21 protein-coding genes are annotated in these 22,875 nt (G+C 63.8%); 14 read left to right on the top strand and 7 right to left on the bottom strand.

What is annotated here, in order from left to right:
- Window positions 1–97: 97 nt before the first annotated feature.
- Complete coding sequence (locus RT424_RS15235) at window positions 98–895, bottom strand: ComF family protein (RefSeq protein ID WP_313439998.1); 798 nt, start codon at window positions 893–895, stop codon at window positions 98–100.
- Window positions 896–1,008: 113 nt separating this feature from the next.
- Between RT424_RS15235 and RT424_RS15230 the strand changes: the two genes are divergently transcribed.
- Window positions 1,009–1,767, top strand: coding sequence for a methyltransferase domain-containing protein (locus RT424_RS15230; RefSeq protein ID WP_313439995.1), 759 nt, complete (start codon window positions 1,009–1,011; stop codon window positions 1,765–1,767).
- Window positions 1,768–1,835: 68 nt separating this feature from the next.
- Here the strand turns inward: RT424_RS15230 and glyS are convergent, their stop codons facing one another.
- Window positions 1,836–3,953: a glycine--tRNA ligase subunit beta gene (gene glyS, locus RT424_RS15225; protein WP_313439992.1), complete on the bottom strand. Its 2,118-nt coding sequence runs from the start codon at window positions 3,951–3,953 to the stop codon at window positions 1,836–1,838.
- Window positions 3,950–4,855, bottom strand: a complete 906-nt coding sequence (locus RT424_RS15220; protein ID WP_313439989.1) for a glycine--tRNA ligase subunit alpha — start codon at window positions 4,853–4,855, stop codon at window positions 3,950–3,952. Before RT424_RS15220 ends, glyS begins: the two co-directional genes overlap by 4 nt.
- 179 nt (window positions 4,856–5,034) lie before the next feature.
- Here RT424_RS15220 and RT424_RS15215 point away from each other — a divergent pair, with 179 nt between their 5' ends.
- From RT424_RS15215 to RT424_RS15195, 5 genes are all read left to right on the top strand, one after another.
- A complete protein-coding gene (locus RT424_RS15215; protein ID WP_313439986.1) occupies window positions 5,035–5,946 on the top strand; it encodes a TraB/GumN family protein in 912 nt (303 codons plus the stop codon).
- 3 nt (window positions 5,947–5,949) lie between these two features.
- Entirely contained in the window at window positions 5,950–6,801 is an 852-nt protein-coding gene (locus RT424_RS15210) for a TraB/GumN family protein (RefSeq protein ID WP_313439984.1), read from the top strand.
- Between the two features lie 179 nt (window positions 6,802–6,980).
- Entirely contained in the window at window positions 6,981–7,598 is a 618-nt protein-coding gene (locus RT424_RS15205; protein WP_313439981.1) for a 50S ribosomal protein L25/general stress protein Ctc, read from the top strand.
- 104 nt (window positions 7,599–7,702) lie between these two features.
- The gene (gene pth, locus RT424_RS15200; protein ID WP_313439978.1) at window positions 7,703–8,272 is read left to right on the top strand and encodes an aminoacyl-tRNA hydrolase; all 570 of its coding nucleotides are present in this window, start codon (window positions 7,703–7,705) and stop codon (window positions 8,270–8,272) included.
- Between the two features lie 172 nt (window positions 8,273–8,444).
- On the top strand, window positions 8,445–8,807 hold the full coding sequence (locus tag RT424_RS15195) for a PEP-CTERM sorting domain-containing protein (protein WP_313439975.1): 363 nt from the start codon (window positions 8,445–8,447) through the stop codon (window positions 8,805–8,807).
- Window positions 8,808–8,867: 60 nt separating this feature from the next.
- Here the strand turns inward: RT424_RS15195 and RT424_RS15190 are convergent, their stop codons facing one another.
- Window positions 8,868–10,391: a tetratricopeptide repeat protein gene (locus tag RT424_RS15190; protein ID WP_313439973.1), complete on the bottom strand. Its 1,524-nt coding sequence runs from the start codon at window positions 10,389–10,391 to the stop codon at window positions 8,868–8,870.
- 113 nt (window positions 10,392–10,504) lie between these two features.
- Between RT424_RS15190 and ychF the strand changes: the two genes are divergently transcribed.
- Complete coding sequence (ychF, locus tag RT424_RS15185; protein ID WP_313439970.1) at window positions 10,505–11,605, top strand: redox-regulated ATPase YchF; 1,101 nt, start codon at window positions 10,505–10,507, stop codon at window positions 11,603–11,605.
- Window positions 11,606–11,698: 93 nt separating this feature from the next.
- On the opposite strand, the gene RT424_RS15180 is transcribed toward ychF, so the two are convergent.
- A complete protein-coding gene (locus tag RT424_RS15180) occupies window positions 11,699–12,115 on the bottom strand; it encodes a MerR family transcriptional regulator (protein WP_313439967.1) in 417 nt (138 codons plus the stop codon).
- Window positions 12,116–12,156: 41 nt separating this feature from the next.
- On the opposite strand from RT424_RS15180, the gene RT424_RS15175 reads away from it, so the two are divergent.
- Both RT424_RS15175 and RT424_RS15170 read left to right on the top strand, forming a co-directional pair.
- Entirely contained in the window at window positions 12,157–12,924 is a 768-nt protein-coding gene (locus RT424_RS15175; protein WP_313439964.1) for a glutaredoxin, read from the top strand.
- A gap of 44 nt (window positions 12,925–12,968) precedes the next feature.
- Entirely contained in the window at window positions 12,969–14,237 is a 1,269-nt protein-coding gene (locus RT424_RS15170) for an ectonucleotide pyrophosphatase/phosphodiesterase (RefSeq protein WP_313439961.1), read from the top strand.
- Window positions 14,238–14,240: 3 nt separating this feature from the next.
- Here RT424_RS15170 and RT424_RS15165 read toward each other — a convergent pair whose 3' ends face one another.
- Together RT424_RS15165 and mutL are read right to left on the bottom strand one after the other, a co-directional pair.
- A complete protein-coding gene (locus RT424_RS15165) occupies window positions 14,241–14,618 on the bottom strand; it encodes a hypothetical protein (RefSeq protein ID WP_313439958.1) in 378 nt (125 codons plus the stop codon).
- A 113-nt stretch (window positions 14,619–14,731) separates the two neighbouring features.
- The gene (gene mutL, locus RT424_RS15160) at window positions 14,732–16,552 is read right to left on the bottom strand and encodes a DNA mismatch repair endonuclease MutL (protein WP_313440044.1); all 1,821 of its coding nucleotides are present in this window, start codon (window positions 16,550–16,552) and stop codon (window positions 14,732–14,734) included.
- Window positions 16,553–16,847: 295 nt separating this feature from the next.
- Here mutL and RT424_RS15155 point away from each other — a divergent pair, with 295 nt between their 5' ends.
- From RT424_RS15155 to rodA, 5 genes are all read left to right on the top strand, one after another.
- Entirely contained in the window at window positions 16,848–17,894 is a 1,047-nt protein-coding gene (locus RT424_RS15155) for a rod shape-determining protein (RefSeq protein WP_031341471.1), read from the top strand.
- A 128-nt stretch (window positions 17,895–18,022) separates the two neighbouring features.
- Window positions 18,023–18,910 (top strand): rod shape-determining protein MreC, encoded by an 888-nt coding sequence (gene mreC, locus RT424_RS15150; RefSeq protein ID WP_313439952.1) that lies wholly within the window; start codon window positions 18,023–18,025, stop codon window positions 18,908–18,910.
- Window positions 18,910–19,458, top strand: a complete 549-nt coding sequence (locus RT424_RS15145; RefSeq protein WP_313439950.1) for a rod shape-determining protein MreD — start codon at window positions 18,910–18,912, stop codon at window positions 19,456–19,458. The genes mreC and RT424_RS15145 overlap by 1 nt, the downstream gene beginning before the upstream one ends.
- Entirely contained in the window at window positions 19,455–21,602 is a 2,148-nt protein-coding gene (gene mrdA / locus RT424_RS15140; RefSeq protein WP_313439947.1) for a penicillin-binding protein 2, read from the top strand. Before RT424_RS15145 ends, mrdA begins: the two co-directional genes overlap by 4 nt.
- A complete protein-coding gene (gene rodA / locus RT424_RS15135) occupies window positions 21,602–22,714 on the top strand; it encodes a rod shape-determining protein RodA (protein ID WP_313440041.1) in 1,113 nt (370 codons plus the stop codon). Before mrdA ends, rodA begins: the two co-directional genes overlap by 1 nt.
- Window positions 22,715–22,875 lie beyond the last annotated feature (161 nt).

Here is a 22,875-nt window from a genome sequence, read left to right as displayed (position 1 = left end):
GTTTCAGGTAATGAGGGATCGGGCCAGGCGGCCTACAGGGGGACCGCCGAACTGCAACGCAGGGCTCAACAGTTTCGTCACGAGGACGCCCGGAACTCTAAGTTCCGGGCGTTTTCGTATGCTGGAGATCTTTCGGGATTTCCGGCCCGTTCTGACGGACGACATCAAGCGCCTCGTCCAGCACGCGCGCGAAGCAGCCAATGACTACCCTTTGCGCGCCGGATCGCTTGAGGATCGATATGCAGGCGTCACTGGTCGCGCCGCTCGTCAGCACGTCATCCACAAGCACTATGCTCGCACCTTTGACGATCGCTCTTTTCGCCGGGCGAACGGCAATGGCGCCCGAAAGAACGCGGCGTCTCTCCGCCTTGCCCAGCCCTCCCAATGACGGCGTAGCCTTGCGACGTTCGAGCAGATCGACCACCAGCCGGCCCCGGTTGATCTTGGCCAATTCGCGCGCCAGTTCAGCCGCTTGATTGTAGCCCCTTCGCCACAAGCGCCACCGATGAAGGGGGACGGGAACGATCAGCCAGGCCTCGTCGACGAAGCTCAACTTCGTCGCGAGGAGCCTGGCCATGAACCGGGCGTGGGATATCTGATTGCCGTGCTTCAGCGCGAGTACCAACTTGCGCGAAACGTCGTTGTAGAGCGTGGCCGCAGCGATCCCGTCATGTCTGGGCGTATCCCCAAGACAAGGCGCGCAAAGGGCGCCCTCCGGCACACCATCGCCGAACGGGCGGGAACAGGTGCGGCAGGACGGTTCACCGGGGATCGCCATCTCGCTCCAGCAGACGTGGCAAAGCCCGCCCTGCGTGCTCAGGCCGACGCCGCACAAGGGACATCGCGGCGGAAACACCAGGTCGATGAGCGGATCGAGAGCACGCGCAAGAGACATCGCATGCAGGCTAGCCGAGCATGCACCTTCGGCAAGCTACAAGACGTTAACCCGCGGGCTCGGTTGCAGGAAGCGCGATTGCATCCACGCTTGTGAAACGGCAGGGAGCGGGCATGGCCAGCAAAGCTCCTCCCCGCATCTTTTCCCCCGCCCGCCGCATCGCGGCCCGTCGCCGCGCGATTGGATTACAGCAACGCCCGGACGCGCCGCGCTACCTCCATGAGGACATGGTGGAGGACATCGTCGAACGCCTGTCGTTCCTGCGCTTCGAACCGAAACGCGCTCTTGTCATAGGCGACTGGACGGGTGAATTGGCACGGGCACTGCAAGGCCAGGGCGTCGAAGTCACCGAGGCCGAACCCGCCGAAGGCTTCGACGAGGAATCGCCCTATCCCTTCGAAGGTTTCGATCTGATCGCAAGTCTGGGTACGCTGGACACGGTGAACGACCTGCCCGGTGCCCTGGTCCACATCCGCAAGGCGCTTGCTCCGGGCGGCATGATGATTGCCAGCTTCCTGTCGATCGGCAGCCTGCCGGTGCTGCGCGACGTGATGCTGGCGGCCGACGGAGATCGACCTGCGGCACGCATCCATCCGATGATCGATGTACGCGCGGGAGGTCAATTGCTCCAGCGGACCCTTTTTGCGGACCCGGTCATCGATCACCGTCCTCTACGGGTAGGTTTTCGCAGCCTCGCGCGGCTGGTGGGCGATATCCGGGCCCAGGCAGCGGGAGCGGTCCTTGCCGACGCTGCCCCGTCGCTTGGAAAGGCGGGATTGGCGCGCGCCCACGAAAGCTTCCTCGCCGCCGGAGAGGACGGCCGTACCGTCGAAACTTTCGAGATCATCACCCTATCGGGCTGGAAAAAATAAGAAATCTGACCTTGGCCTTCCCAGGCTGACCTTTTCACCAAGGCCAGCTGGGAAGGCAGAGGTTTCGATCAGCCTTCGATGCGCGAAAAATCCGCGACCTTGTGGACGGCAGCACGGAAGCGATCGAGCAAAGCCAGGCGGGCCTGTCGCTTGACCGGATCGGCGTCATTGACGGTGACATGCTCGAAGAAGGCATCGATAGGCCCGCGCAACGAGGCCAAGGCGCTCATGGCCGCCGCGAAGTCTTCTGCGGCCACTGCGCGAGCCACTTCGCTTTCCGCTGAACCCACGGCCTGGACAAGAGCCTGCTCCGAAGGCTCGCACTGATAGAGGGGCGCCTGCTCGCTGGCATGGCGATCGACCATCTTGGCGGCGATGACTTCCGACAGATCTGGATCGTCGACAAGAGCCAGGGGATCTTCCTCTCCGGTTCGGGAAATCTCACCCTCGACGCCGTGCCAGTCTTCCTTCCGGAGGATGTTCGCCGCTCGCTTGTAACCGGCCAGCAGGTTCACGCCGTCGTCGGTGGAGACGAAAGCCTGAAGCGCATGGACGCGGGCGAGCAGGCGAACCAGATCGTCCTCGCCGCCCAGCGCGAAAACCGCGTCGATCAGGTCGTGACGGACACCGGCTTCCTTTTGCTGGACCTTGAGACGATCGGCAAAGAAGTCCAGCAAGTCGCCCTCGGCCACGCCGAAACGCAGACCGTTGTCGGTGACGAGGCGAATGATGCCCAGGGCCGCGCGACGCAATGCGAAGGGATCCTTCGATCCCGTGGGCTTTTCATCGATGGCGAAAAAGCTGCGTAGCGTATCCAGCTTGTCTGCCAGCGCCACCGCTACCGTAACCGGCGCGGTGGGCACTTCGTCGCCCTGCCCGACCGGCTTGTAGTGATCGCGAATAGCATCCGCGACCGCATTCGGAAGACCTTCGGCCCGGGCATAATAACCGCCCATAAGCCCCTGAAGTTCAGGAAATTCTCCGACCATCTCGGTGACGAGATCGGCCTTGCAGAGTTCCGCCGCCTGACGCGCGAGCGCGGGATCGCAGTTCGGCACCACGCCTTCTGTAGCCAGCCACTCGGCGAGGTTCGCCACGCGCGCGACCTTGTCGGCGACAGTGCCCAGCTTCTCGTGGAAGGTGATGCGTGCGAGCTTTTCGGCATGAACCGAGAGCGGCGTCTTGCGGTCCTGCTGCCAGAAGAAGCGGGCATCGGACAGACGCGCGGCCAGAACCTTGCGGTTGCCGTCCACGATCGCGACGCCGCCATCGGTCGCGACGATATTTGCCGTACAAATGAATGCGTTGGCGAGCGAACCTGCTTCGTCTTCGCAGACGAAATACTTCTGGTTCACGCGCGCTGTAAGCTGGATCGTCTCGGGCGGGACTTCCAGGAAGTCCTCCTCGAAGCGGCCCATGAGCGGCACCGGCCATTCGGTGAGGCCGGCATTCTCGATGACGAGGCCTTCATCCTCGACCAGCTTCAGCCCCGCCGCAGCAGCGGCTTCGCGCGCCTTGTTGCGGACGATGTCCTGGCGTTCCTCATGGTTCACGAGGACATGGGCGAGGCGCAGCTTGTCTGCATAGTCATGCGCGCCGCCAATGGTGATCTCGCCAGGCGCGTGGAAACGATGGCCCAGCGTCACATAGCTGGACCGGATGCCCCCCACTTCGCACGCGACAAGATCCTCGCCAAGGATCGCGACGATGCCGGAGAGCGGACGCACCCAGCGGACGGACTCGGTCGAGATCGAGGCTGCCCCCCAGCGCTGCGACTTGGGCCATGGGAAATTGCGGATGATCGCGGGGATCACCTCGCCCAGCACTTCGGCCACGGCCCGGCCCGGTTTCTCGACGACCGCGAAATAGGTGTCCTTGCCCTTGAGGTCGCGGACTTCGAGTTGATCCTTGGCAAGGCCGGTCTTGCGCAGAAAGCCTTCCAGCGCCTGTTCCGGTGCACTGGTGGCGGGGCCCTTGGTTTCCTCGTGAACGGCCTCGGTCGCCACAGGCAGGCCGCGCGCGATCAGCGCCAGGCGGCGCGGAGTGGACCATACGGAGACTTCGCCGATGGCGACGCCTGCCGCTTCCATCTCCTTGCGGAACAGCTTTTCAAGATCGGTACGGGCGCCAGCCTGCATGCGGGCCGGAATTTCCTGCGAGCGGAGTTCGAGAAGAAAGTCGGTCATACGGTCCACCCCGGAAACTTGGCTTCCCATTCGGTCTTGTTCTTCTCGATCCAGGCCTCGCACGATCCCTTGGCGAGATCGCGCACGCGGCCGATGTAGCTGGCGCGTTCCTGCACGGAGATCACACCCCGTGCCTGAAGCAGGTTGAAGAGGTGGCTGGCTTCGATCGCCTGGTCGTAGGCCGCGAGCGGAATCTCCGCTTCGATGCAACGCATGCATTCGGCCTCGGCGGCCTTGAAGCCCGCGAAAAGCGCTTCGGTATCGGCAATCTCGAAGTTGTACTTCGACATCTGCTGCTCGTTGGCGAGGAACACGTCGCCGTAGCTCACACCTTCGTTGTTGAAGCGCAGATCGTAGACCCGGTCGACGCCCTGGATATACATGGCAAGGCGTTCGAGACCGTAGGTAAGCTCACCGGCGACCGGCTTGCAATCGAACCCGCCGACCTGCTGGAAATAGGTGAACTGCGTCACTTCCATGCCGTCGCACCAGACTTCCCAGCCCAGCCCCCAGGCACCGAGCGTCGGGCTTTCCCAGTCGTCTTCCACGAAGCGGATATCGTGGGCGAGTGGATCCACGCCGATCGCGGCGAGGCTGGCGAGATAGAGTTCCTGGAGATTGTCCGGGTTCGGTTTCAGGATGACCTGATACTGATAGTAGTGCTGAAGCCGGTTGGGGTTCTCGCCATAACGGCCGTCGGTCGGACGGCGCGAGGGCTGGACATAGGCCGCCTTCCACGGCTCCGGCCCCAGCGCGCGCAGCGTCGTGGCGGGGTGGAACGTCCCTGCCCCCATGCGCATGTCATAGGGCTGAAGGATGAGGCAGCCCTGGGCGCTCCAGAAATTGTGGAGCGTCAGGATCATGTCCTGGAAGCTGAGCGGCTGTCTGGCAGCGGTCGACATCGAAATCCCGTCAAATCTCTTGGTTGCGCGGCCTTTGGCGGATCGATCCGGCCAAATCAACAGCACAAGCGGCACTGAAAGGGACTTATCGCTACCCTGCCTGTCCTCCCGAGGCTATCCCCCTGCGCTGCATTATCCCGTTAAGCGTTCGTTTGCCTGCAAACGCCCATGGAAACGTCATGATCTTTCCCGACAAGTCCCGATTTCTGGCGACCGCCTTCGCCCTCATCGCGTTTCTCGCCGCCCCTCAGGTCGATGCGCGGGGAGCCCCATCCGCCACGAGCACGGAGGAAGCCCGTCCTGCGATGTGGAAAGTCTCGGATGAGGACACGACCATCTATCTCTTCGGCACCATCCACATCCTTCCCCAGGGCGTGAATTGGTTGCGAGGCCCGGTGGAAAGCGCCTTCAACTCGGCGGATTTGCTGGTGACCGAAACGAGACTGGATAAGCCCGAAGAACTCCAGAGCGTGTTCATGGAAAAGGGCCTGCGCCATGACGGCCGAAGCCTTCGTGACAGCCTTCCTTCCAAGCAACGTGAAATTTTAGAAAAAAGCCTGAAAAAATCAGGACTTGAAATTAATTCCTTTGACCATTTCGAGGCATGGTATGCAGGACTCCTCTTGTCCCTGATACCGCTCAAAGAGGCGGGATACGATCAGGCCAACGGCATCGAAACCCAGATCGACGCCTTGGCCGAACGTAGCGGGATCGCGCGGTATCCTTTGGAGACGGCCGCGTATCAGATCGGTCTTTTCGCGGCCTTGCCGCAGAACAGTCAGCAGGCCTACCTGTCCGAGGTGCTGGAACAGTTGCCGACGCTCAAGGAAGACGTGAGCAAGGTCGTCGCTGCGTGGAAAGCGGGGAAGGCAGAGGAACTTGCCCGGCTTCTCAATGAAGACGAATCGGACGAAACCTTGCGGAAAGTCCTCATCACCGATCGCAATGCCGCTTGGGCGAAATGGCTGGAGGGCCGGCTCTCGCAACCGGGGGTGGTGTTCGTCGCGGTCGGGGCCGGACATCTCGCGGGCGAAGGCAGCGTGCAGGACCAGCTTGCCCGCGTCGGCATCCAGTCCGAGCGCGTGCAGTAGGCCATGCGCAAACTGTTTATTCTTGCCATAGCGCTGGCGCTTCTCGGCTGTGCCGAAAAGCCGGAGCCTGCCAACCCGGCGCTTTGGCGGGTGGAAGGAGGCGGCGGCGAAAGCGCGTGGCTCTTTGGAACCATCCATAGCGCCAAGCGCCCGCTGCAATGGCGAACCGAACAGGTCGGCCAAGCCCTGGACGGGTCGGACACCGTGATGGTGGAAGTCGCGAACCTGGCGAACGAACGTGAAGTGAGCGCCACTTTCGCGCGGCTGGCCCGCAGCGAGGGGCAGCCGCCGCTGTCGCAGCGGATCGCTCCGGAGATGGGCCCTGCTCTTGCGGAACTGCTGAAAAAGAGCGGCCACTCAGACGGAGATTTCGCAACTATGGATACTTGGGCAGCGGCCCTGACCATCGCCAGGGCGGATGCCGACGAGAACGAGGCTCGTAACGGCGTGGACCGCGCGGTCATGGTCGCAGCGGGCAGCCGACCCGTGGCCGAACTGGAGGGGGCCGCGAAACAGCTGGGCCTGTTCGATGCCTTGCCCGAACGCGAACAGCGCGATCTTCTGGCCGCAATCGTCCGCGAAGCCGGTACGAACACCACGGATCTCGCGGGTAGCTGGCGCAAGGGCGACATGGTCGCCATCGAGCGTGAAACCCGCAAGGGCCTGCTTGCCGATCCGGAACTGCGAAGCGTGCTTTTCGTAGAGCGCAACCGCGACTGGACAGCCAGAATCGTCGCCGCCATGAAAGCGGGCAAGACGCCCTTCGTTGCGGTTGGCGCAGCGCATATGGCCGGAACCGAAGGCCTTCCGGCCATGCTGGCCGCACAGGGCTATACCGTGACGCGGGTTGAATGAAGCGGCGACAGGTCGCGCGTTCGATGCCCCCCGGCCGCTGCGCCGCTTGCAAATCGGCCCGTTTCGCATTAAGGGCGCCCGCTTCCCGTCATGGTCATCCCTGGAGGCGTGGCGGGACGGTGCGGATCGACTAGCGGTCCGTATCCGACATCTATCCAGTTTTCGAAAGGCAAGTCCACATGAGCGATACGCTTAACCTGCCGGCAGAGACGCGTGATCGGGCTGGCAAGGGAGCCTCCCGTGCACTGCGTCGTGATGGCCGCGTCCCCGCCGTTGTCTATGGCGGCAACGAAGAACCCCTCGCGATCCACGTCGAGGCAAAGGAGCTGATTCGTCAGCTTGGAACCGGTCACTTCTTCAACTCGATCATCGAAGTTGAAGTCGGCGGCAAGAAGTTCCGGACGCAGCCGAAGGACGTTGCCTTCCACCCCGTCACCGACCGTCCGCTCCACGCTGACTTCCTGCGCGTCGCCAAGGGTGCGACCGTTCACGTCAACGTGCCGGTCGTCTTCGCGAACGAAGATGCCTCGCCGGGCCTGAAGCGTGGCGGCGTGCTCAACGTCGTTCGCCACGACCTCGAACTGGTCTGCGACGCCGAGAAGATCCCGCACGAGATCGTCATCGACGTGACCGGCTTCGACGTGGGCGAATCGATCCACGCCAGCCACGTGAAGCTTCCCGCCGGCGTCGAGAACGCGATCACCGACCGTGACTTCACGATCGCCACGATCGCTGCCCCTTCGGCTCTGAAGAGCTCGGAAGGCGATACGGCGAAGACGGAAGGCGAAGGCGAGTAATTTCGCCCTTAGCTATCTTCGGATAAAGCGACGGCCTCTCCCGCCCCGGCTCGACCGGTGTGCAGGAGAGGCCGTTTCGCGTTAACAATACAGGATTTTCCATCATGCAGCTCTGGGTCGGCCTCGGCAATCCCGGTCCTCAATATTCGCTGAACCGACATAACGTGGGCTTCATGGCGATCGATGCGATCGCAGAAGTTCACGGCTTCGGGCCGACGCAGAAGAAGTTCCAGGGCTGGCTTCAGGAAGGCCGCATCGGCAGCGAGAAGATCCTGTTGCTCAAGCCCGCGACCTTCATGAACGAAAGTGGCCGCGCCGTTGGCGAAGCCATGCGCTTCTACAAGCTGGCACTGGCCGACCTGACCGTATTCCATGACGAACTCGACCTGGCGCCGTTCAAGGTCAAGGTGAAGCAGGGCGGCGGCCATGCCGGCCACAACGGGCTGCGATCGATCGACCAGCATCTCGGCCCGGACTTCCGCCGCGTTCGGCTGGGCATCGGCCACCCCGGCCACAAGGATCGCGTCCATGGCTATGTCCTTGGCAATTATGCCAAGGCGGACATGGACCCGCTGGCCGACATGCTGGGTGCCGTGGCTGGAGAGGCCGATCGCCTTGCCGCCGGGGATGACGTTCGCTTCATGAACGATATCGCCCTGCGTCAGCAGGATTGATCGGCCAATTAGCTATCAAATGCCATAAATTAGTGTCGAGTTAGCTTACAATTGCAGCCTTGATGCTGTTTGTGCGCAAGGAAAATCCCCGAATTTCCGGTGTTGGCACGGCTGTTGCTTATCTGTCTGCGATCCATTCGGAACATGCCCATCGGCAAACAGGGGAATAGTTATGATCCGCAAGTCCACGCTCGCATTGGCCCTCGCCGCCGGCACCACGCTCGCCTTCGCTACGCCTGCCCAGGCCACCTGGGGCTGGGGCGGCGGTGGCTGCGGTTGGGGCAAGAAGAACTGCGGCTCCAGCAGCAGCTCGGGCGGCAACACCTCCACCTCCGGCGGCACGACGACCACTTCAGGCGGCACGACCTCGGGCGGAAATACGAGCACTTCGGGCGGCACCACCACGTCCGGCGGAACTTCGGGCGGTTCCACTTCGGGTGGTAGCACCGCCGTACCGGAGCCCGGAATGCTCGGCATGATGGGCATTGGCCTGCTCGGCCTGGCTTACGCGCGCCGCCGCAAGACCCGCGACTGATCGGGGCCTGGTGAAGGCCCTGAAGTCAGGGCCCGCTTTCTTCGAGCCGCTGCCGGTGCTTCAACCGGCGGCGGCTTTCGCTTTTTGGAGATCGCGGGCAATATCGGCATTGCGGGGATCCGCGTCGGCCGCCGCTTCCAGCAGTCGCCGGGCCGTCGCCAGATCGACACCCAGTTCAAGCCTTACCAGGGCTGCCGAATGCATGTAGGCAGGGTTGTCCGCATCCTGCGCCAAGGCGCGATCGGCATAGGCGATAGCCTCCCGAGAGCGCCCAAGACCGGCCGATGCCCAGGCAAGGCGTCCCAGCACTTCGGCATCCTCTCCTCCCGCAAGCAACCGGCTGTAGATCGAGTGCGCCTCGCTCCAGTTCTGTCGGTCGAGAGCGGCCTGCCCCTTTTCGACCAGATCCATGGCCACCCTGATGCGCTGCGGATCGAGGCGGGCCCGCAAGGCCTGAGCCTTCGGATCGCCCGAAGCCCGCGCCGCTTTTTCAGCGACAACCAGCAAGGCTGCGGGCGCGAGTTGGCTGGCACTCAGCGGCTCCAGCGTTTCCCATGCTCCGCTTGCGTCGCCCGTCGCCAGTAGCGCTTCGCCCAGCATCGCACGGCAGTAAGGGTTCGCCGGGTCCAGCAGTGCTGCCCGACTGAACAGAACGCGCGCCTGCTCTGCCTGACCGAGCCGAAGCAGCGCTTCCCCATAAGCAAGGCCGAGCGGCGATGCAGGACCGAGCCCACCCTCCCGACCTTGCAGCGAAAGGCGGATTTTATCCCAATCGCCCTGTTGCGCCAGCAGCCGGATACGCAAATTCTCGATCCGGGGATCGGACGGCTTCACTTTGGCCGCCTTGTCGACAAGCGCCATGGCATCGCCGGACTTACCCTGGGATCCATACGTCTCGGCGAGCGCCAGCATCGGATCTATCCGTGAAGGATATGCAGCGATCGTCCGGCGATAGGCCGCAATAGCCTGACCGGTTTCACCCTGCGCGGAGGCCAGATCGCCGGCAAGAACGAATTCATTATAAGAGTCTTTCGCAAAGATTTGAATTCGCAATAGAATTTTCTCAACCAGAGCCAAGTCGTTGTTCTCAAGCGCAAATCGCGCGTAAGCGACGGCCAGTGGCAAGTCGTCGCCCGCGCTCATGCCTTTCTCGAAGGCCTGAGCGGCCGCGCTCCTCTCTCCCATGGCAAGATAAGCCTCGCCGCGCAGCCGCCAGGCATCGGTGTCGAAATCGTTTACAATGAGCGCGATCGCGCCCTTTGGATTGCCGCGAAGGAGAACGGCTCCGGCCTTCAGCCGGTTCAACACCCCCACCTTGCCGCCCGCGGCCGCGAAACGGGAAATGGCCCGATCCGCCGCATCCGCATCGCCAAGCGCAATTTCGGCCCTCGCCAGCATTTGCAGCGCATCGAGATTTTCCGGTTGGCTCTCAAGCACCTCGAACAAGCTGGAACGCGCTTCTTCGTAATTCTGAGAAGCGATTGCCGCGTTCGCTGCATCAAGCGACGCGGGTTCGCGGCCGCTGCAAGCCGAAAGCGAAGCGAATGCCGAAACGATCAGAATGAGGCTGGCCAAGGCTTTCATCGCGCCGGTCTAGCGGGCAAGCTCTGAAGTTTCCATGAAACGAGCGCGGCAACTGGTAATACCCGCGCAGGAGCGCTAAGGCGCGCGCCATACATTTCTTCCCGGAGTTACACATGGGTTTCCGTTGCGGAATCGTGGGCCTGCCGAACGTCGGCAAGTCAACCTTGTTCAATGCGCTCACCGAAACGCAGGCGGCGCAGGCGGCCAACTATCCTTTCTGCACGATCGAGCCCAACGTCGGCCAGGTCGGCGTGCCCGATCCGCGTCTCGACAAGCTGGCCGACATCGCCGGCTCTGCCAAGATCATCCCTACGCAGCTTTCCTTCGTGGACATCGCCGGCCTCGTGCGCGGTGCCTCGAAGGGTGAAGGGCTGGGCAATCAGTTCCTCGGCAATATCCGTGAAGTGGACGCCGTGGTCCACGTTCTGCGCTGCTTCGAGAACGACGACATCCAGCACGTCGACGAGCGCGTCGATCCGATTGCGGATGCCGAGACGGTAGAGACGGAGCTGCTGCTTTCCGACCTCGAAAGCCTGGAAAAGCGCGTTCCCGCAGCCCAGAAGAAGGCGGCGCAGGGGGACAAGGAATCCAAGGTGGTCGCCTCGGTCCTAGGCCAGGCGCTGGAACTGCTGCGCGACGGCAAGCCCGCGCGCCTGACTCAGCCCAAGGACGAGGACGAAGCCCGCGTCTTCGCGCAGGCTCAGTTGCTGACGGCCAAGCCGGTGCTCTACGTGTGCAACGTGGAAGAGGAAGCGGCTGCCGAAGGTAACGCTTTCTCGGCGCGCGTGTTCGAGAAGGCCAAGGCCGAAGGCGCGACGGCCGTCATCGTTTCGGCCGCGATCGAAGCCGATCTGGTCGGCATGGACCTTGCAGAGCGCATGGTGTTCCTCGAAGAGATGGGCCTGCACGAAACCGGCCTCGCCCGCATCATCCGCGCCGGTTACGAGCTGCTGGGACTGCTGACCTTCTTCACGGTCGGTCCCAAGGAAGCGCGTGCCTGGACCGTACACAAGGGTGCCAAAGCCCCCGACGCGGCCGGCGAAATCCACTCCGACATGCAGCGCGGCTTCATTCGCGCGGAAACCATCGCCTATGACGACTACGTCGCGCTGAACGGCGAAGCAGGTGCCAAGGAAGCCGGAAAGCTGCGCCAAGAAGGCAAGGAATACATGGTGCACGACGGCGACGTCATGCACTTCAAGTTCAACGTCTGACCGATCACGTCGTCCCGGACTTGATCCGGGACCGCTGGCAGTACTTGAGGCGCTTACTCGCGAGCAAGGCACGGCTCGGCCAGCGGTCCCGGATCAGGTCCGGGACGACGATGTATCCTCGAACGATTCCAGGATCGGGCAAGGCCCTTCGTCCGATCCCGCGCATTCGTGGGCGAGGCGGCGCAACGACTGCCTGGCCGCCTCCAGCTGCTCGATCTCCCGATCCAGCGCGACCAGGCGCACTTGCGCCATTTCTCGCGCGCGTGGCCGGTCTCCGGTGTGATCCAGGCTGATCAGTTCGGAAATCTCGTCGAGGATGAAACCCGCCGCCTTGGCCGAGCGGATAAAGCGCAGTCGCCGCACGTCCTGCTCGGTGTAGTGACGCTGCCCTTTTGCACCTCCGGCCGTCGCCGGGCGCGGATCGAACATAAGTCCCTTGCGCTGATAGAAGCGGACCGTTTCCACCCCTACGCCGCTTGAGCGGGCAAGCTCCGAAATCGTCAGGGCCATGCTTGACTCCGTACCATGGTACGGAAGGTATAGGCCGATTCATGACACAGACGCCAGCCCGCCCCGCCGTTCTCCCCCGAACCGCCGTTCTTCATCGCATGGTCATGGAGAAGCACGCCTGCCCCTGGGGCATAAAGTCGAAGCATCTGCTGGAGAAGCTTGGCTACCGGGTCGACGATCGCTGGCTGGCGACGCGCGAACAGGTGGATGCGTTCAAGGCCGAGCACGGCGTGGCAACGACCCCGCAGACCTTCATCGACGGCAAGCGGATCGGCGGCTACACGGATCTGCGCGCGCATTTCGGCCTGAAGGTACACGATCCCAAGGCCAAGACCTACCGTCCCGTACTCGCGGTTTTCGCGACCGGCCTTGGCATCGCCCTTGCGGCCAGCTGGGGGGCTTTCGGCACGCCCTTCACCTTGCGCAGCGCCGAGTGGTTCGTTTCGATGACGATGATGTTGCTGGCCATGCTCAAGTTGCAGGATGTCGAACAGTTCTCGACGATGTTCCTCGGATACGACCTCTTGGCAAAGCGCTTCGTGCCTTATGCCTATGCTTATCCGGTGCTGGAATGGACGGCGGGGGCGCTGATGACGGCCCATGCCCTGCCCTGGCTCTCGATCCCGATCGGCCTCGCGATCGGCGGTATCGGCGGCGTATCGGTGTTCTATGCGGTCTACATCCAGAAGCGCGAGCTGAAATGCGCCTGCGTCGGTGGATCGGGAGCGGTTCCGCTGGGTTTCGTGTCCCTGACGGAAAACCTGTTCATGGTGGCCATGGCGCTGTGGATGCTGGCACGGATGATATAACGCGACATCGACCTGTCACAATCGCAAGTCTAGGGGGTGGGCCCATGAAGACATTCGCCCCCCTGTTCGGCGCACTTGCCCTGCTCGCCTCTCCCGCAACGGCCAAATCCGATTCGCCGCCCTCGAGAGAAAGGCGCGAGCCGGTGGTGATCCTCGTTTCCATCGACGGCTTCCGCGCCGACTATCTCGATCGCGGCATCACGCCGAACCTCACCGCCCTCGCCGCAAGCGGCATAAGTGCGGCGATGCGCCCGTCGTTTCCCAGCAAGACCTTTCCCAACCATTGGGCGCTGGTGACGGGCAAAGTGCCGGACCGCAACGGCATCGTCGCCAATGGCTTCGAAGACCCCGCCCATCCCGGTGAGAAGTTCACCATGGCCAGCGACGAGCCCTACTGGTGGGACGAAGCGGAGCCGATCTGGGTGACGGCCGAGAAGGCGGGCATTCCCACCGCCACGATGTTCTGGCCCGGCTCAAATGTCGCCTGGGGCGGAACCCTGGTCAAGCAACCCTGGAAAAGCGTGAGCGGCGGCATCCGTCCCCGCGACTGGCAGCAGTTCAACGGCGCGGTTTCCCCCATCCAGCGCGTCGATGCCGTGCTGGACTGGCTGCGCCGTCCCGCCTCGAACCGACCGAAATTCGTGACGCTCTACTTCGACCAGGTGGATACGGCCGGCCATCGCCATGGCCCGGACGATGCGCAGACCAACGCGGCGATCACCGATGTAGACGGCGACATCGGCAAGCTCGTGGCCGGATTGCGCGAACTCGGACAACCGGCCAATCTCATCGTCGTGGCAGATCACGGCATGGCCGCGGTCTCCAGCGACCGTGTCATCGCGCTGGACGCGGTTGCAGACCCGTCGCTCTACAAATTGGGCGAAGCCGGTCCCTTCGCCGCGCTGACGCCGACCGAAGGCGATGACGAGAAACTCGCCGCTGCCCTGGTCGGGCCGCATGAGCACATGCAGTGCTGGCGCAAGCAGGACATCCCGGCACGTCTGCATTATGGCCGCAACCCGCGGATTGCGCCGTTCTTCTGCCTGGCGGAGCCCGGCTGGCAGATCGCGGCGACCAGGCCGGACACAGTCTCGAGCGGCGGCAGCCACGGCTACGACAATGCCGCGCCCGAGATGGCGGCGCTGTTCGTGGCGAACGGACCGGCTTTCGCCCCGCATGGGAAGCTTGCCTCTTTCGACAATGTCGATGTCGCCCCGCTCTTGCGTGACCTCTTGCACCTTCCACCGTCTATCGACGGCGATGGCAGCGACGCCCCCTTTCGCGGGGCGCTCAGATCGATCACGAAAAGGTAGGCGTCACCGCCGACAGGTAACCTCGCCCTCCGACATGAAGGCCACGCGTTCCTGCGCATCATGCAGCACGAGCTTGGCGGGCCAGTGCATGGTGTCCGACCCGCCGGCCTTGTCCGGCAGGCTTACCAGATCGACCCAGCTGGCCAGACCCACGTAAGTGGAGCGCGCATTGCCCGGCAACTGCGTGCTTTCCTTCTTGGCAGCATAGCGCTTGAGATCACCGGCGATGCGCATGAAGCCTTCGTCCGGATTGGCGATGAAGATCGGATCCTTCTCGCCCGGCTTGCGGAAAGTGCAGCCCGGTCTGTCGAGACCGTAGCGGGCGACGTCGATTTCGGTGATGGGGCGAGGAATGATCGGCTTGAACGGTTCCTTGCTCATGCGCTCGACCATGGCGATGTCATGCGCGTCCTCCGCCGCCTCCTGTACCGAATCCTCCTGACCACAAGCTGAGAGAAGTAGGAAGGAAGCGAGAGCAAGGACCGGTTTTCGCATTATTTTCGCCCGAACAGTTTCTCTATATCGTGGTGTGCAAGCTTAACCCACGTCGGGCGGCCATGGTTGCACTGGCCTGAGCGGGGCGTGTGTTCCATCTCACGCAGCAGGGCGTTCATCTCCGCCACCGAAAGCGAGCGGCCGGCCCGGACGGAGCCGTGGCAGGCCATCGTCGCCAGAACCAGGTCGAGCTTTTCGCCCAGCAGCAGGGCATCGCCGTTGCGAGCCAGATCGTCGGCGATATCGCGCACCAGGGCGTGGACATCCGACTTGCCGAGGACGGAAGGCACCGCGCGCACCAGCATGGCCCCGGGCCCGAACCGTTCCAGCACCAGCCCGAAACGCGCCATATCCGCCGTCTTGTCTTCCAGCGCATCGCAGGCCGCTTCTTCAAGCTCGACCACTTCCGGCAATAGCAGCGCCTGCGAACGGGCCATGGCGCCTTCCGCGCCGGCGGCCTTGAGCCGCTCCAGAACGAGGCGTTCGTGGGCGGCATGCTGATCGACGATCACCAGGCCATCCTCGGCCTCGGCGACGATATAGGTTCCGGCGACTTGTCCACGCGCCACGCCCAGCGGGTACCGCAGGGCCTCCCCCGGCTCATCCGTTGCCGGTTCCGCGCGGCCCGAGGGCTGCGCCATGACGCCTTCCTCATAAGACCGCCACGCCGCCCCCGCCTCGGAAACGCGGTCAGACGCCGGCTGATGGCTCACACGCTCCTGCGGCGCGGAATATTCCCGTGCGAAAAGCGAGCCCAGCGCCGGGGCCGGAGCCACCGGCTCCACCTGCCACATGTTCATCGCGGCGGCAGCGGCCGGTTGCGCGCTCCTCTGACCCGACGATTCGAGCGCATGGCGCAAGGCGCCTACCAGGAAGCCGCGAATGAAACTCGGATCGCGGAAGCGCACTTCGGTCTTGGCGGGATGCACGTTGACATCCACTTCCTCCGGCGGGATTTCCAGGAACAGCGCCAGCACGGCATGGCGGTCTCGCGCGAGCATATCGGAATAGGCGCCGCGCACCGCGCCCACCAGCAGGCGATCCTTCACCGGGCGTCCGTTGACGAAAAGATACTGATGATCGGCCACGCCGCGATTGTAGGTCGGCAGGCCCGCGACACCGGTCAGGCGCGCGGTCCCGCGCTCGGCATCGATGAGCACGCCGTCTTCGGCCAGTTCGCGCGCCACGAGCCGTGCCACGCGCGAAGCCAGTTCCTCGCGCGGCTGCACGGCGATCACGCGGCGGCCGTCATGCTCCATCGTGAAGCCGATATCGGGCCGCGCCATGGCCAGTCGCCGCACCACATCCTGGCAGGCCGCATATTCCGAGCGCGCCGAGCGCAGGAACTTGCGACGGGCCGGAACCTTGCCGAAAAGATCCTCGACCCGGATGCGCGTGCCCGGCGGCAAGGCGGCCGGGCTGTCCACCGCGACGACCCCGTGATCGACGACGCGCTTCCAGCCCTCTTCCGAATCGTGCGGTCGGCTCTCTATGGTCAGGCGAGCGACAGAGCCGATCGACGGGAGCGCTTCGCCGCGGAAGCCAAGCGTCGCCACCAGTTCGATATGCTCGTCCGGCAGCTTTGACGTCGCGTGACGTTCCAGCGCTAGGGCGATCTGATCGGGCACCATCCCGCAACCGTCGTCGGTAACCTCGATCAGGTCGAGTCCGCCCGACGCGAGGCGGACGGTGATCTGCGTGGAACCTGCATCGATCGCGTTCTCCACCAGTTCCTTCAGCGCGGAGGCCGGCCGCTCCACCACTTCGCCAGCCGCGATGCGGTTGACGAGATGTTCGGGAAGGCGGCGGATCGTGGGCATCGAATCGTCTTTCTCAGGCACCGGTGTTCGGCGGCGGCAGGACAGGCGGAGGTCGTCCATTCGGCCAATTGAAGCCTTTCGCGCGTCGATGGCAGCCGAGCTTCGCCGCTTTCCAATCACTAGCGGTGAACCGCTTGAAATTCGAGACGGGCTTCTGACGATTCCCCCATGAAATCGACACAAATTTTTGGCGTTTCGCGAATCGATGGGCTAAGGGGACCGCTTCCATGCCAACCTATCTGTCGCGTCATAGGGATTCCCCATGGCAAGCGCCGGGAAAGACAACGGATTACTGATGGCCTCGCTCGTCTCGCGATTCTTCAAACTCGGCTCACAGAACATGGCGATCGACCTCGGCACCGCCAATACGCTCGTCTACGTTCAGGACCGCGGAATCGTGCTGAACGAGCCTTCGGTGGTGGCTATCGAGACGCTGAACGGCGTGAAGAAGGTCAAGGCCGTGGGTGACGACGCCAAGATGATGATGGGCAAGACGCCCGACAACATCGAGGCCATCCGCCCGCTGCGCGACGGCGTCATCGCTGACATCGAAATCGCGGAAGAGATGATCAAGCACTTCATCCGCAAGGTGCATGGCAAGAAGAACCTGTTCCGTTATCCGGAAATCGTGATCTGCGTGCCCTCCGGCTCGACCTCGGTCGAGCGCCGCGCGATCCGCGACGCCGCCTCGAACGCGGGTGCCAGCCAGGTCTACCTGATTCTCGAGCCCATGGCCGCCGCGATCGGCGCCGACATGCCCGTGACGGAACCCGTCGGATCGATGGTCGTCGATATCGGCGGCGGCACCACCGAAGTCGCCGTGCTCTCGCTGCGTGGCCTTGCCTACACCACCTCGGTCCGCGTTGGCGGCGACAAGATGGACGAATCGATCGTCTCCTACGTGCGCCGTCACCATAACCTGCTGATCGGCGACGCGACCGCGGAGCGCATCAAGAAGGACTACGGCATCGCCGTCATGCCAGCTGACGGTATCGGCGAGACGATCCACATCAAGGGCCGCGACCTCGTGAACGGCGTGCCCAAGGAGATCACCATCTCGCAGGCCAACGTCGCGGAGGCTCTGGCCGAACCGATCGGCGCCATCGTCGAAGGCGTGCGCATCGCGCTCGAGAACACCGCGCCGGAACTCGCCGCCGATATCGTCGATCAGGGCATCGTGCTCACCGGTGGTGGCGCCTTGATCCAGGGTCTGGACGATTACCTGCGCGAGGAAACGGGTCTGCCGGTCAGCGTTGCCGAAGATCCGCTGTCCTGCGTGGCGCTCGGCACCGGCCGCGCCATGGAAGACCCGGTCTATCGCGGCGTATTGATGTCCGCCTGACATTCACGGAGCGGCCAGCACGCACCGCGTGGCCGCTCCGATTGATTCGCGGCGAGGATATCGCCGGCTTTTGACGACCGTGCGGCAGGTCAACCACTCGTCCGCACCTACGAAGGAGTGCATGGCGCATGGCGCCGCCCGCAAACAGGCGCTCCAGCTATTCGCGTCGAGCGCAATATACCACGTTCCTCAGCTACACCGCGGGCGTCTTCGGCGCTGCGGTCGGGTTGGCGCTCGTGGTTATCTCGCTGGTCAATCCCGAGTTCTTTTCCACCCTGCGCAGACTGGCTGACGACGCGACCGAACCGGCCGCGCAAGCCTCGGCCGGTGGGCGAGATTTGGGACGCGATGCCTGGGCCGACATTTCCGGCTTCTTCCATTCCGGAAGCGAACATGCCCGCATCTCGCGCGAACTCGCCGAGGCCAAGGTCCGGCTGGTGGAAGCGCGCGCCGCCATGGCCGAGAACAAGCGGCTGAAGGATCTCATGGGTCTTTCGCAGCAGGACGGTGGAGCAGTCGCCTATGCGCGCCTTACCGCCTCCAGCAGCGGCAGTTCGCGCCGCTATGCCACGCTCGGCGCCGGCCGCGACCGCAATGTCGCGCCCGGCATGCCGGTGCGTTCGCAAATGGGCCTGGTCGGCCGCGTTCTGGAGGTCGGTTCGTCCAGCGCACGCGTGCTGCTGGTGACCGATAGCGAAAGCCTCGTACCCGTTCGCCGGGCAACCGATGGCGTGCCCGCTTTCGCACAGGGCAACGGCGACGGCACATTGCGCATCCGGCTGATCAACCTGGGCATCAACCCGCTCAGGAAAGGCGACGTGCTGGTGACGTCCGGTTCCGGCGGACTCTATCGACCGGGAACCCCGATGGCCATCGTCACGCAGTTGATTCGCGACGGTGCCGTGGCCCGCGTGCTCAGCAATCCCTCGGATACCGACTACGTGATGGTCGAAAAGAGCTGGGCCCCACCACCACCACCGCCGCCTGCTGCCGATACCACGGCCAAGAAACGCTGATGTTCCAGCGCGGCGCCTCCCGCTCCTCTTCCCGGCAGCGCATCAACCACGCCCCCTCGCGAATGCTCGCGCGGGGTTTCCCGTGGTTGACGGTCATGCTTGGCTCGGTCGTTCCGGGCTGGTTCCTGATCGCCTCGGCACCGGTAATGCCGCCGATCGGATTTCTCGTCTATCTCGGCTGGCGCCAGTTGCGGCCCGGCCTCCTGCCGATCTGGGCCGGACTGCCGCTCGGCATGTTCGACGACCTGTTCTCCGGCCAGCCCTTCGGTTGTGCCGTGCTTCTCTGGTCGGTGACGGCGATCGTCCTGGAGATCGTGGAACTGCGTTTGCCCTGGCGCAATTTCGTCACCGAATGGCTCATGGCAATGGGCCTGATCGTAGCCTATATAGTTGTCTGCCTCGCCTTGGCGAACATCGCGGGCGCCGCCTCTCCTCTTCGTGTAATCGTGCCACAGGTCGTCATTTCCGTGCTTTCATACCCGCTTGTCGGTAGAGTTGTCGCCCTCTTCGATCGGATTCGCCTCGCGCCGATCGTGCTCCTGCGATGAAGATCAGCTTCAAGCGATTTTTCCCGCAAAGACATGTCAGCGCGGGCACGCTTCGAAACAGCTTCGACAGGCGCAGCATCGTGGTCGGAACGATCCAGGGAGGTGTCGGCGTATTGCTGGCCGCGCGACTGGGTTACCTCTCCATCGCCCAGAATGCGAAGTACGAGCTTCAGGCCGAGAGCAACCGTGTCAATCTGTCCCTGATTCCGCCGCGTCGCGGCTGGATCATGGATCGCAACGGTACCCCGCTGGCATCGAACCGCGCGGATTTCCGCGTCGATCTCATCCCCGAGCGCGTACAGGATGCGCCGCATACGATTCGGACGCTGGGCCAGTTGCTGAACCTGACGCCGATCGCCATGCAGGATCTGGAGGACAAGCTGGAGCGCGCCCGGCGCTTCGCGCCCGTGGAAGTGGCGAGCGGCCTGGACTGGGATACTTTCGCCGCCGTCAGCGTGCGGCTGCCGGATTTGCCCGGCGTCGTCACCCAGCGCGGATTCTCGCGGTTCTATCCGCTTGGCCCTTCGGTGGGTCACCTGATTGGCTATGTCGGCCCCGCCTCGGCGGAGGAATATGAGAAGGATCGTGATCCGGTCCTGATCACGCCCGGCTACAAGGTCGGCAAGGACGCGCTCGAAAAGTTCTACGAAAAGGATCTGCGCGGCAAGCCGGGCGCGCGCCGTGTGGAAGTCACTGCATCGGGGCGGATCGTGCGCGATCTCGATACGCGCGAGGACGTGCCGGGCCAGACGCTGAAACTCACCATCGACGCGGGAATCCAGGAATACGCGTCCCGACGCATCGGCCCCGAATCGGCCGCAGTCGTGGTGATGGACTGCCAGACCGGAGACATCCTCGCGATGTGCTCCATGCCCAGCTTCGATCCCAACAGCTTCTCGGACGGCATCGGCCGCCTCGAATGGAAGATGCTGTCGGACGACGACCACGTGCCGCTGCGCAACAAAGTGCTGCGCGGGCTCTATCCGCCGGGTTCCACGGTCAAGCCGATGGTCGCGCTCTCCTTCATGGAAGCCGGTCTCGACCCGAACGAATCGGTGTTCTGCGGCGGTGGTCTGCGCGTGGGCAACCGCGTGTTTCACTGCTGGAACCGGCGCGGCCACGGCTCGGTCAACATGGCCAAGGGCATCTATCAGAGCTGCGACGTCTATTTCTACCATTTCGCCCAGCGCATCGGCATGGACCCGATCGCCGCGATGGCGGGGCGGTTGGGCCTCGGCAAGGACTTCCCGTTGCCGGTGTCCGGCCAGTCCTATGGCACTGTGCCCAACCCTGCCTGGAAGCTAAAGAAGTACGGGAAGGAGTGGCAGACCTTCGATACCGTCAACGCCACCATCGGCCAGGGCTACTTCCTGGTGAACCCGCTGCAACAGGCGATCCAGGCGTCGCGCATCGCCAGCGGTCGTGCGATCATGCCTCGCCTGGTTCACGGGCACGAGCATGAAGAGGCGCCCTCGCTCGGCATATCGGCCGAGCACCTGGCCTATGTACGTCAGGCGATGTCCGATGTCGCCAACGGGCCCGGCTCCGCACCGCACTCACGGCTGCCCTTCCCCGACATCAAGCTCGCTGGCAAGACCGGCACGGCGCAGGTCGTCGGCCTCAATGTCGGCAGCGGCAAGGGCGGCTTGTGGAAGCACCGCGACCACGGCCACTTCATCTGTTTCGCCCCGTTCGACAACCCGCGCTACGCCTGTTCCGTCGTCTGCGAGCACGGCGGCGGTTCGCCCTCGGCCTACCCCATCGCGCGCGACGTGCTGACTTACGTCTTCGACAAGCAGAAGGGCATGGACGTCCTCGCCGAACTGGAAAAGAAATGGGGCGGCACCCCCAAGGAGCGTCTCGAAGCCCGCTACCGCACCTATTCGGACCAATATGGCGTGGGGGCGCCGGCCGTTTCGGCTGAAGAGGAAAACCGCAAGCTGCAAGGCGCCGATGGTCCCCAGGATCCGGCCCAGCCCATCGTTCGCGATGCCGCTTCGCCCGCTCCCGAGCCGGACACCTCGGCCCCGACGCCCGCCCGGGCGCCCGCTGCGACGTCTACTTCTCCCGCCGCGCCCCCTTCCCCGGCAACAGGCGGCACTGGCGCCAACACCGGCGGCAGCACTGGAGGCAACCCGCAATGATCAGCCGATCCATCGTGCCCGACGCCATCGCACGCCAGCCATGGCATATGCTGATACCGCTGATGGGCCTGGTGTGCCTCGGCGCGGCGGTGCTCTATTCGGCGGCGGGGGGCAGTCTTCAGCCTTATGCGCTGAGCCACGTCATGCGGTTCCTGATCTTCCTGGGCATGGCGATCGTCATCTCCCGGTTCAGCCGCGATTTCTTCCGCATGTGGGCCTACCCGGCCTACGGGGCCATCGTCGTCCTGCTGGTTCTTGTGAAGGCCATCGGCGCGGTGGGCGGGGGCAGCCAGCGCTGGCTCAACCTCGGCTTCATGACGCTGCAACCGTCCGAACTGATGAAGCCCGCCATCGTCCTGGTGCTCGCCCGGTTCTATGAAACGCTGCCGCATGCGATGACGGCGAGCTGGCGCGGTCTGGTGCCCGCTGGCGTGCTGATCGGCATTCCAGCGCTGTTCGTGATGATCCAGCCCGATCTCGGCACCGCGCTTGCGATCTGCTTCGGCGGCGGCGTGACCATGTTTCTGGCAGGCCTGCCGCTATCGTGGTTCATCGGCGCGGGGTTGACCGCCGCCATAGCTGCTCCGATCGCTTTCTTCACCCTGCTGCACGATTACCAGCGCAACCGCGTCCTAGTGTTCCTCGATCCCGAAAGCGATCCGCTCGGCACCGGATATCACATCACCCAATCGAAGATCGCCATCGGTTCAGGCGGCTTCTTCGGCAAAGGGTTCGGCAACGGATCGCAGAGCCACCTCCAGTACCTGCCCGAATCGCATACGGACTTCGTGTTCGCGACCATGGCCGAGGAATGGGGCATGCTCGGCGGACTGTTCGTGCTTTTCGTGTTCTTCGTGGTCCTGTCCTGGGGGCTGCGCGTGGCCCGCAAGGCGCCGGATCGCTTCTCCAGCCTGCTTGCGGCCGGCATGAGCGCGACGATCTTCTTCTACGTCGCCATCAACCTGATGATGGTCATGGGTCTGGCACCGGTTGTGGGCATCCCCCTGCCGTTCATGAGCCACGGCGGCACCTCGATGCTCACGAACATGATCTGCCTGGGCACTCTCATGGCCGTAAACCGCTGGAATCGCCGCCCCGGATCGATCTTGTAAAATTATCGAAATTTTCTCTTCCCATCCTGAAAACAGCCGCTATAGGAGCCTCTCCGCCGCCGGGGAGGTCCACCAAGACTTTCCAGAAACGGCAGCCCAGGTCAGGGCAGTGTGGACGCATAGCTCAGTTGGTAGAGCAGCTGACTCTTAATCAGCGGGTC

It is taken from the genome of Novosphingobium sp., from assembly GCF_032093395.1.
Classification (GTDB): Bacteria; Pseudomonadota; Alphaproteobacteria; order Sphingomonadales; family Sphingomonadaceae; genus Novosphingobium.
The sequence above is the reverse complement of the archived record's forward strand: the minus strand, read 5'-3'. Positions and strand labels throughout refer to the sequence as shown.

Coding starts and splice junctions, on each gene's coding strand:
- mrdA (WP_313439947.1), top strand. CDS start 19,455: ATGAAGATCAGCTTCAAGCGATTTTTCCCGCAAAGACATGTCAGCGCG.
- RT424_RS15230 (WP_313439995.1), top strand. CDS start 1,009: ATGGCCAGCAAAGCTCCTCCCCGCATCTTTTCCCCCGCCCGCCGCATC.
- RT424_RS15180 (WP_313439967.1), bottom strand. CDS start 12,115: ATGGCCCTGACGATTTCGGAGCTTGCCCGCTCAAGCGGCGTAGGGGTG.
- glyS (WP_313439992.1), bottom strand. CDS start 3,953: ATGACCGACTTTCTTCTCGAACTCCGCTCGCAGGAAATTCCGGCCCGC.
- pth (WP_313439978.1), top strand. CDS start 7,703: ATGCAGCTCTGGGTCGGCCTCGGCAATCCCGGTCCTCAATATTCGCTG.
- RT424_RS15190 (WP_313439973.1), bottom strand. CDS start 10,391: ATGAAAGCCTTGGCCAGCCTCATTCTGATCGTTTCGGCATTCGCTTCG.
- mutL (WP_313440044.1), bottom strand. CDS start 16,552: ATGCCCACGATCCGCCGCCTTCCCGAACATCTCGTCAACCGCATCGCG.
- RT424_RS15195 (WP_313439975.1), top strand. CDS start 8,445: ATGATCCGCAAGTCCACGCTCGCATTGGCCCTCGCCGCCGGCACCACG.
- RT424_RS15220 (WP_313439989.1), bottom strand. CDS start 4,855: ATGTCGACCGCTGCCAGACAGCCGCTCAGCTTCCAGGACATGATCCTG.
- RT424_RS15175 (WP_313439964.1), top strand. CDS start 12,157: ATGACACAGACGCCAGCCCGCCCCGCCGTTCTCCCCCGAACCGCCGTT.
- RT424_RS15205 (WP_313439981.1), top strand. CDS start 6,981: ATGAGCGATACGCTTAACCTGCCGGCAGAGACGCGTGATCGGGCTGGC.
- mreC (WP_313439952.1), top strand. CDS start 18,023: ATGGCGCCGCCCGCAAACAGGCGCTCCAGCTATTCGCGTCGAGCGCAA.
- RT424_RS15165 (WP_313439958.1), bottom strand. CDS start 14,618: ATGAGCAAGGAACCGTTCAAGCCGATCATTCCTCGCCCCATCACCGAA.
- RT424_RS15170 (WP_313439961.1), top strand. CDS start 12,969: ATGAAGACATTCGCCCCCCTGTTCGGCGCACTTGCCCTGCTCGCCTCT.
- RT424_RS15210 (WP_313439984.1), top strand. CDS start 5,950: ATGCGCAAACTGTTTATTCTTGCCATAGCGCTGGCGCTTCTCGGCTGT.
- RT424_RS15235 (WP_313439998.1), bottom strand. CDS start 895: ATGTCTCTTGCGCGTGCTCTCGATCCGCTCATCGACCTGGTGTTTCCG.
- RT424_RS15145 (WP_313439950.1), top strand. CDS start 18,910: ATGTTCCAGCGCGGCGCCTCCCGCTCCTCTTCCCGGCAGCGCATCAAC.
- RT424_RS15155 (WP_031341471.1), top strand. CDS start 16,848: ATGGCCTCGCTCGTCTCGCGATTCTTCAAACTCGGCTCACAGAACATG.
- ychF (WP_313439970.1), top strand. CDS start 10,505: ATGGGTTTCCGTTGCGGAATCGTGGGCCTGCCGAACGTCGGCAAGTCA.
- RT424_RS15215 (WP_313439986.1), top strand. CDS start 5,035: ATGATCTTTCCCGACAAGTCCCGATTTCTGGCGACCGCCTTCGCCCTC.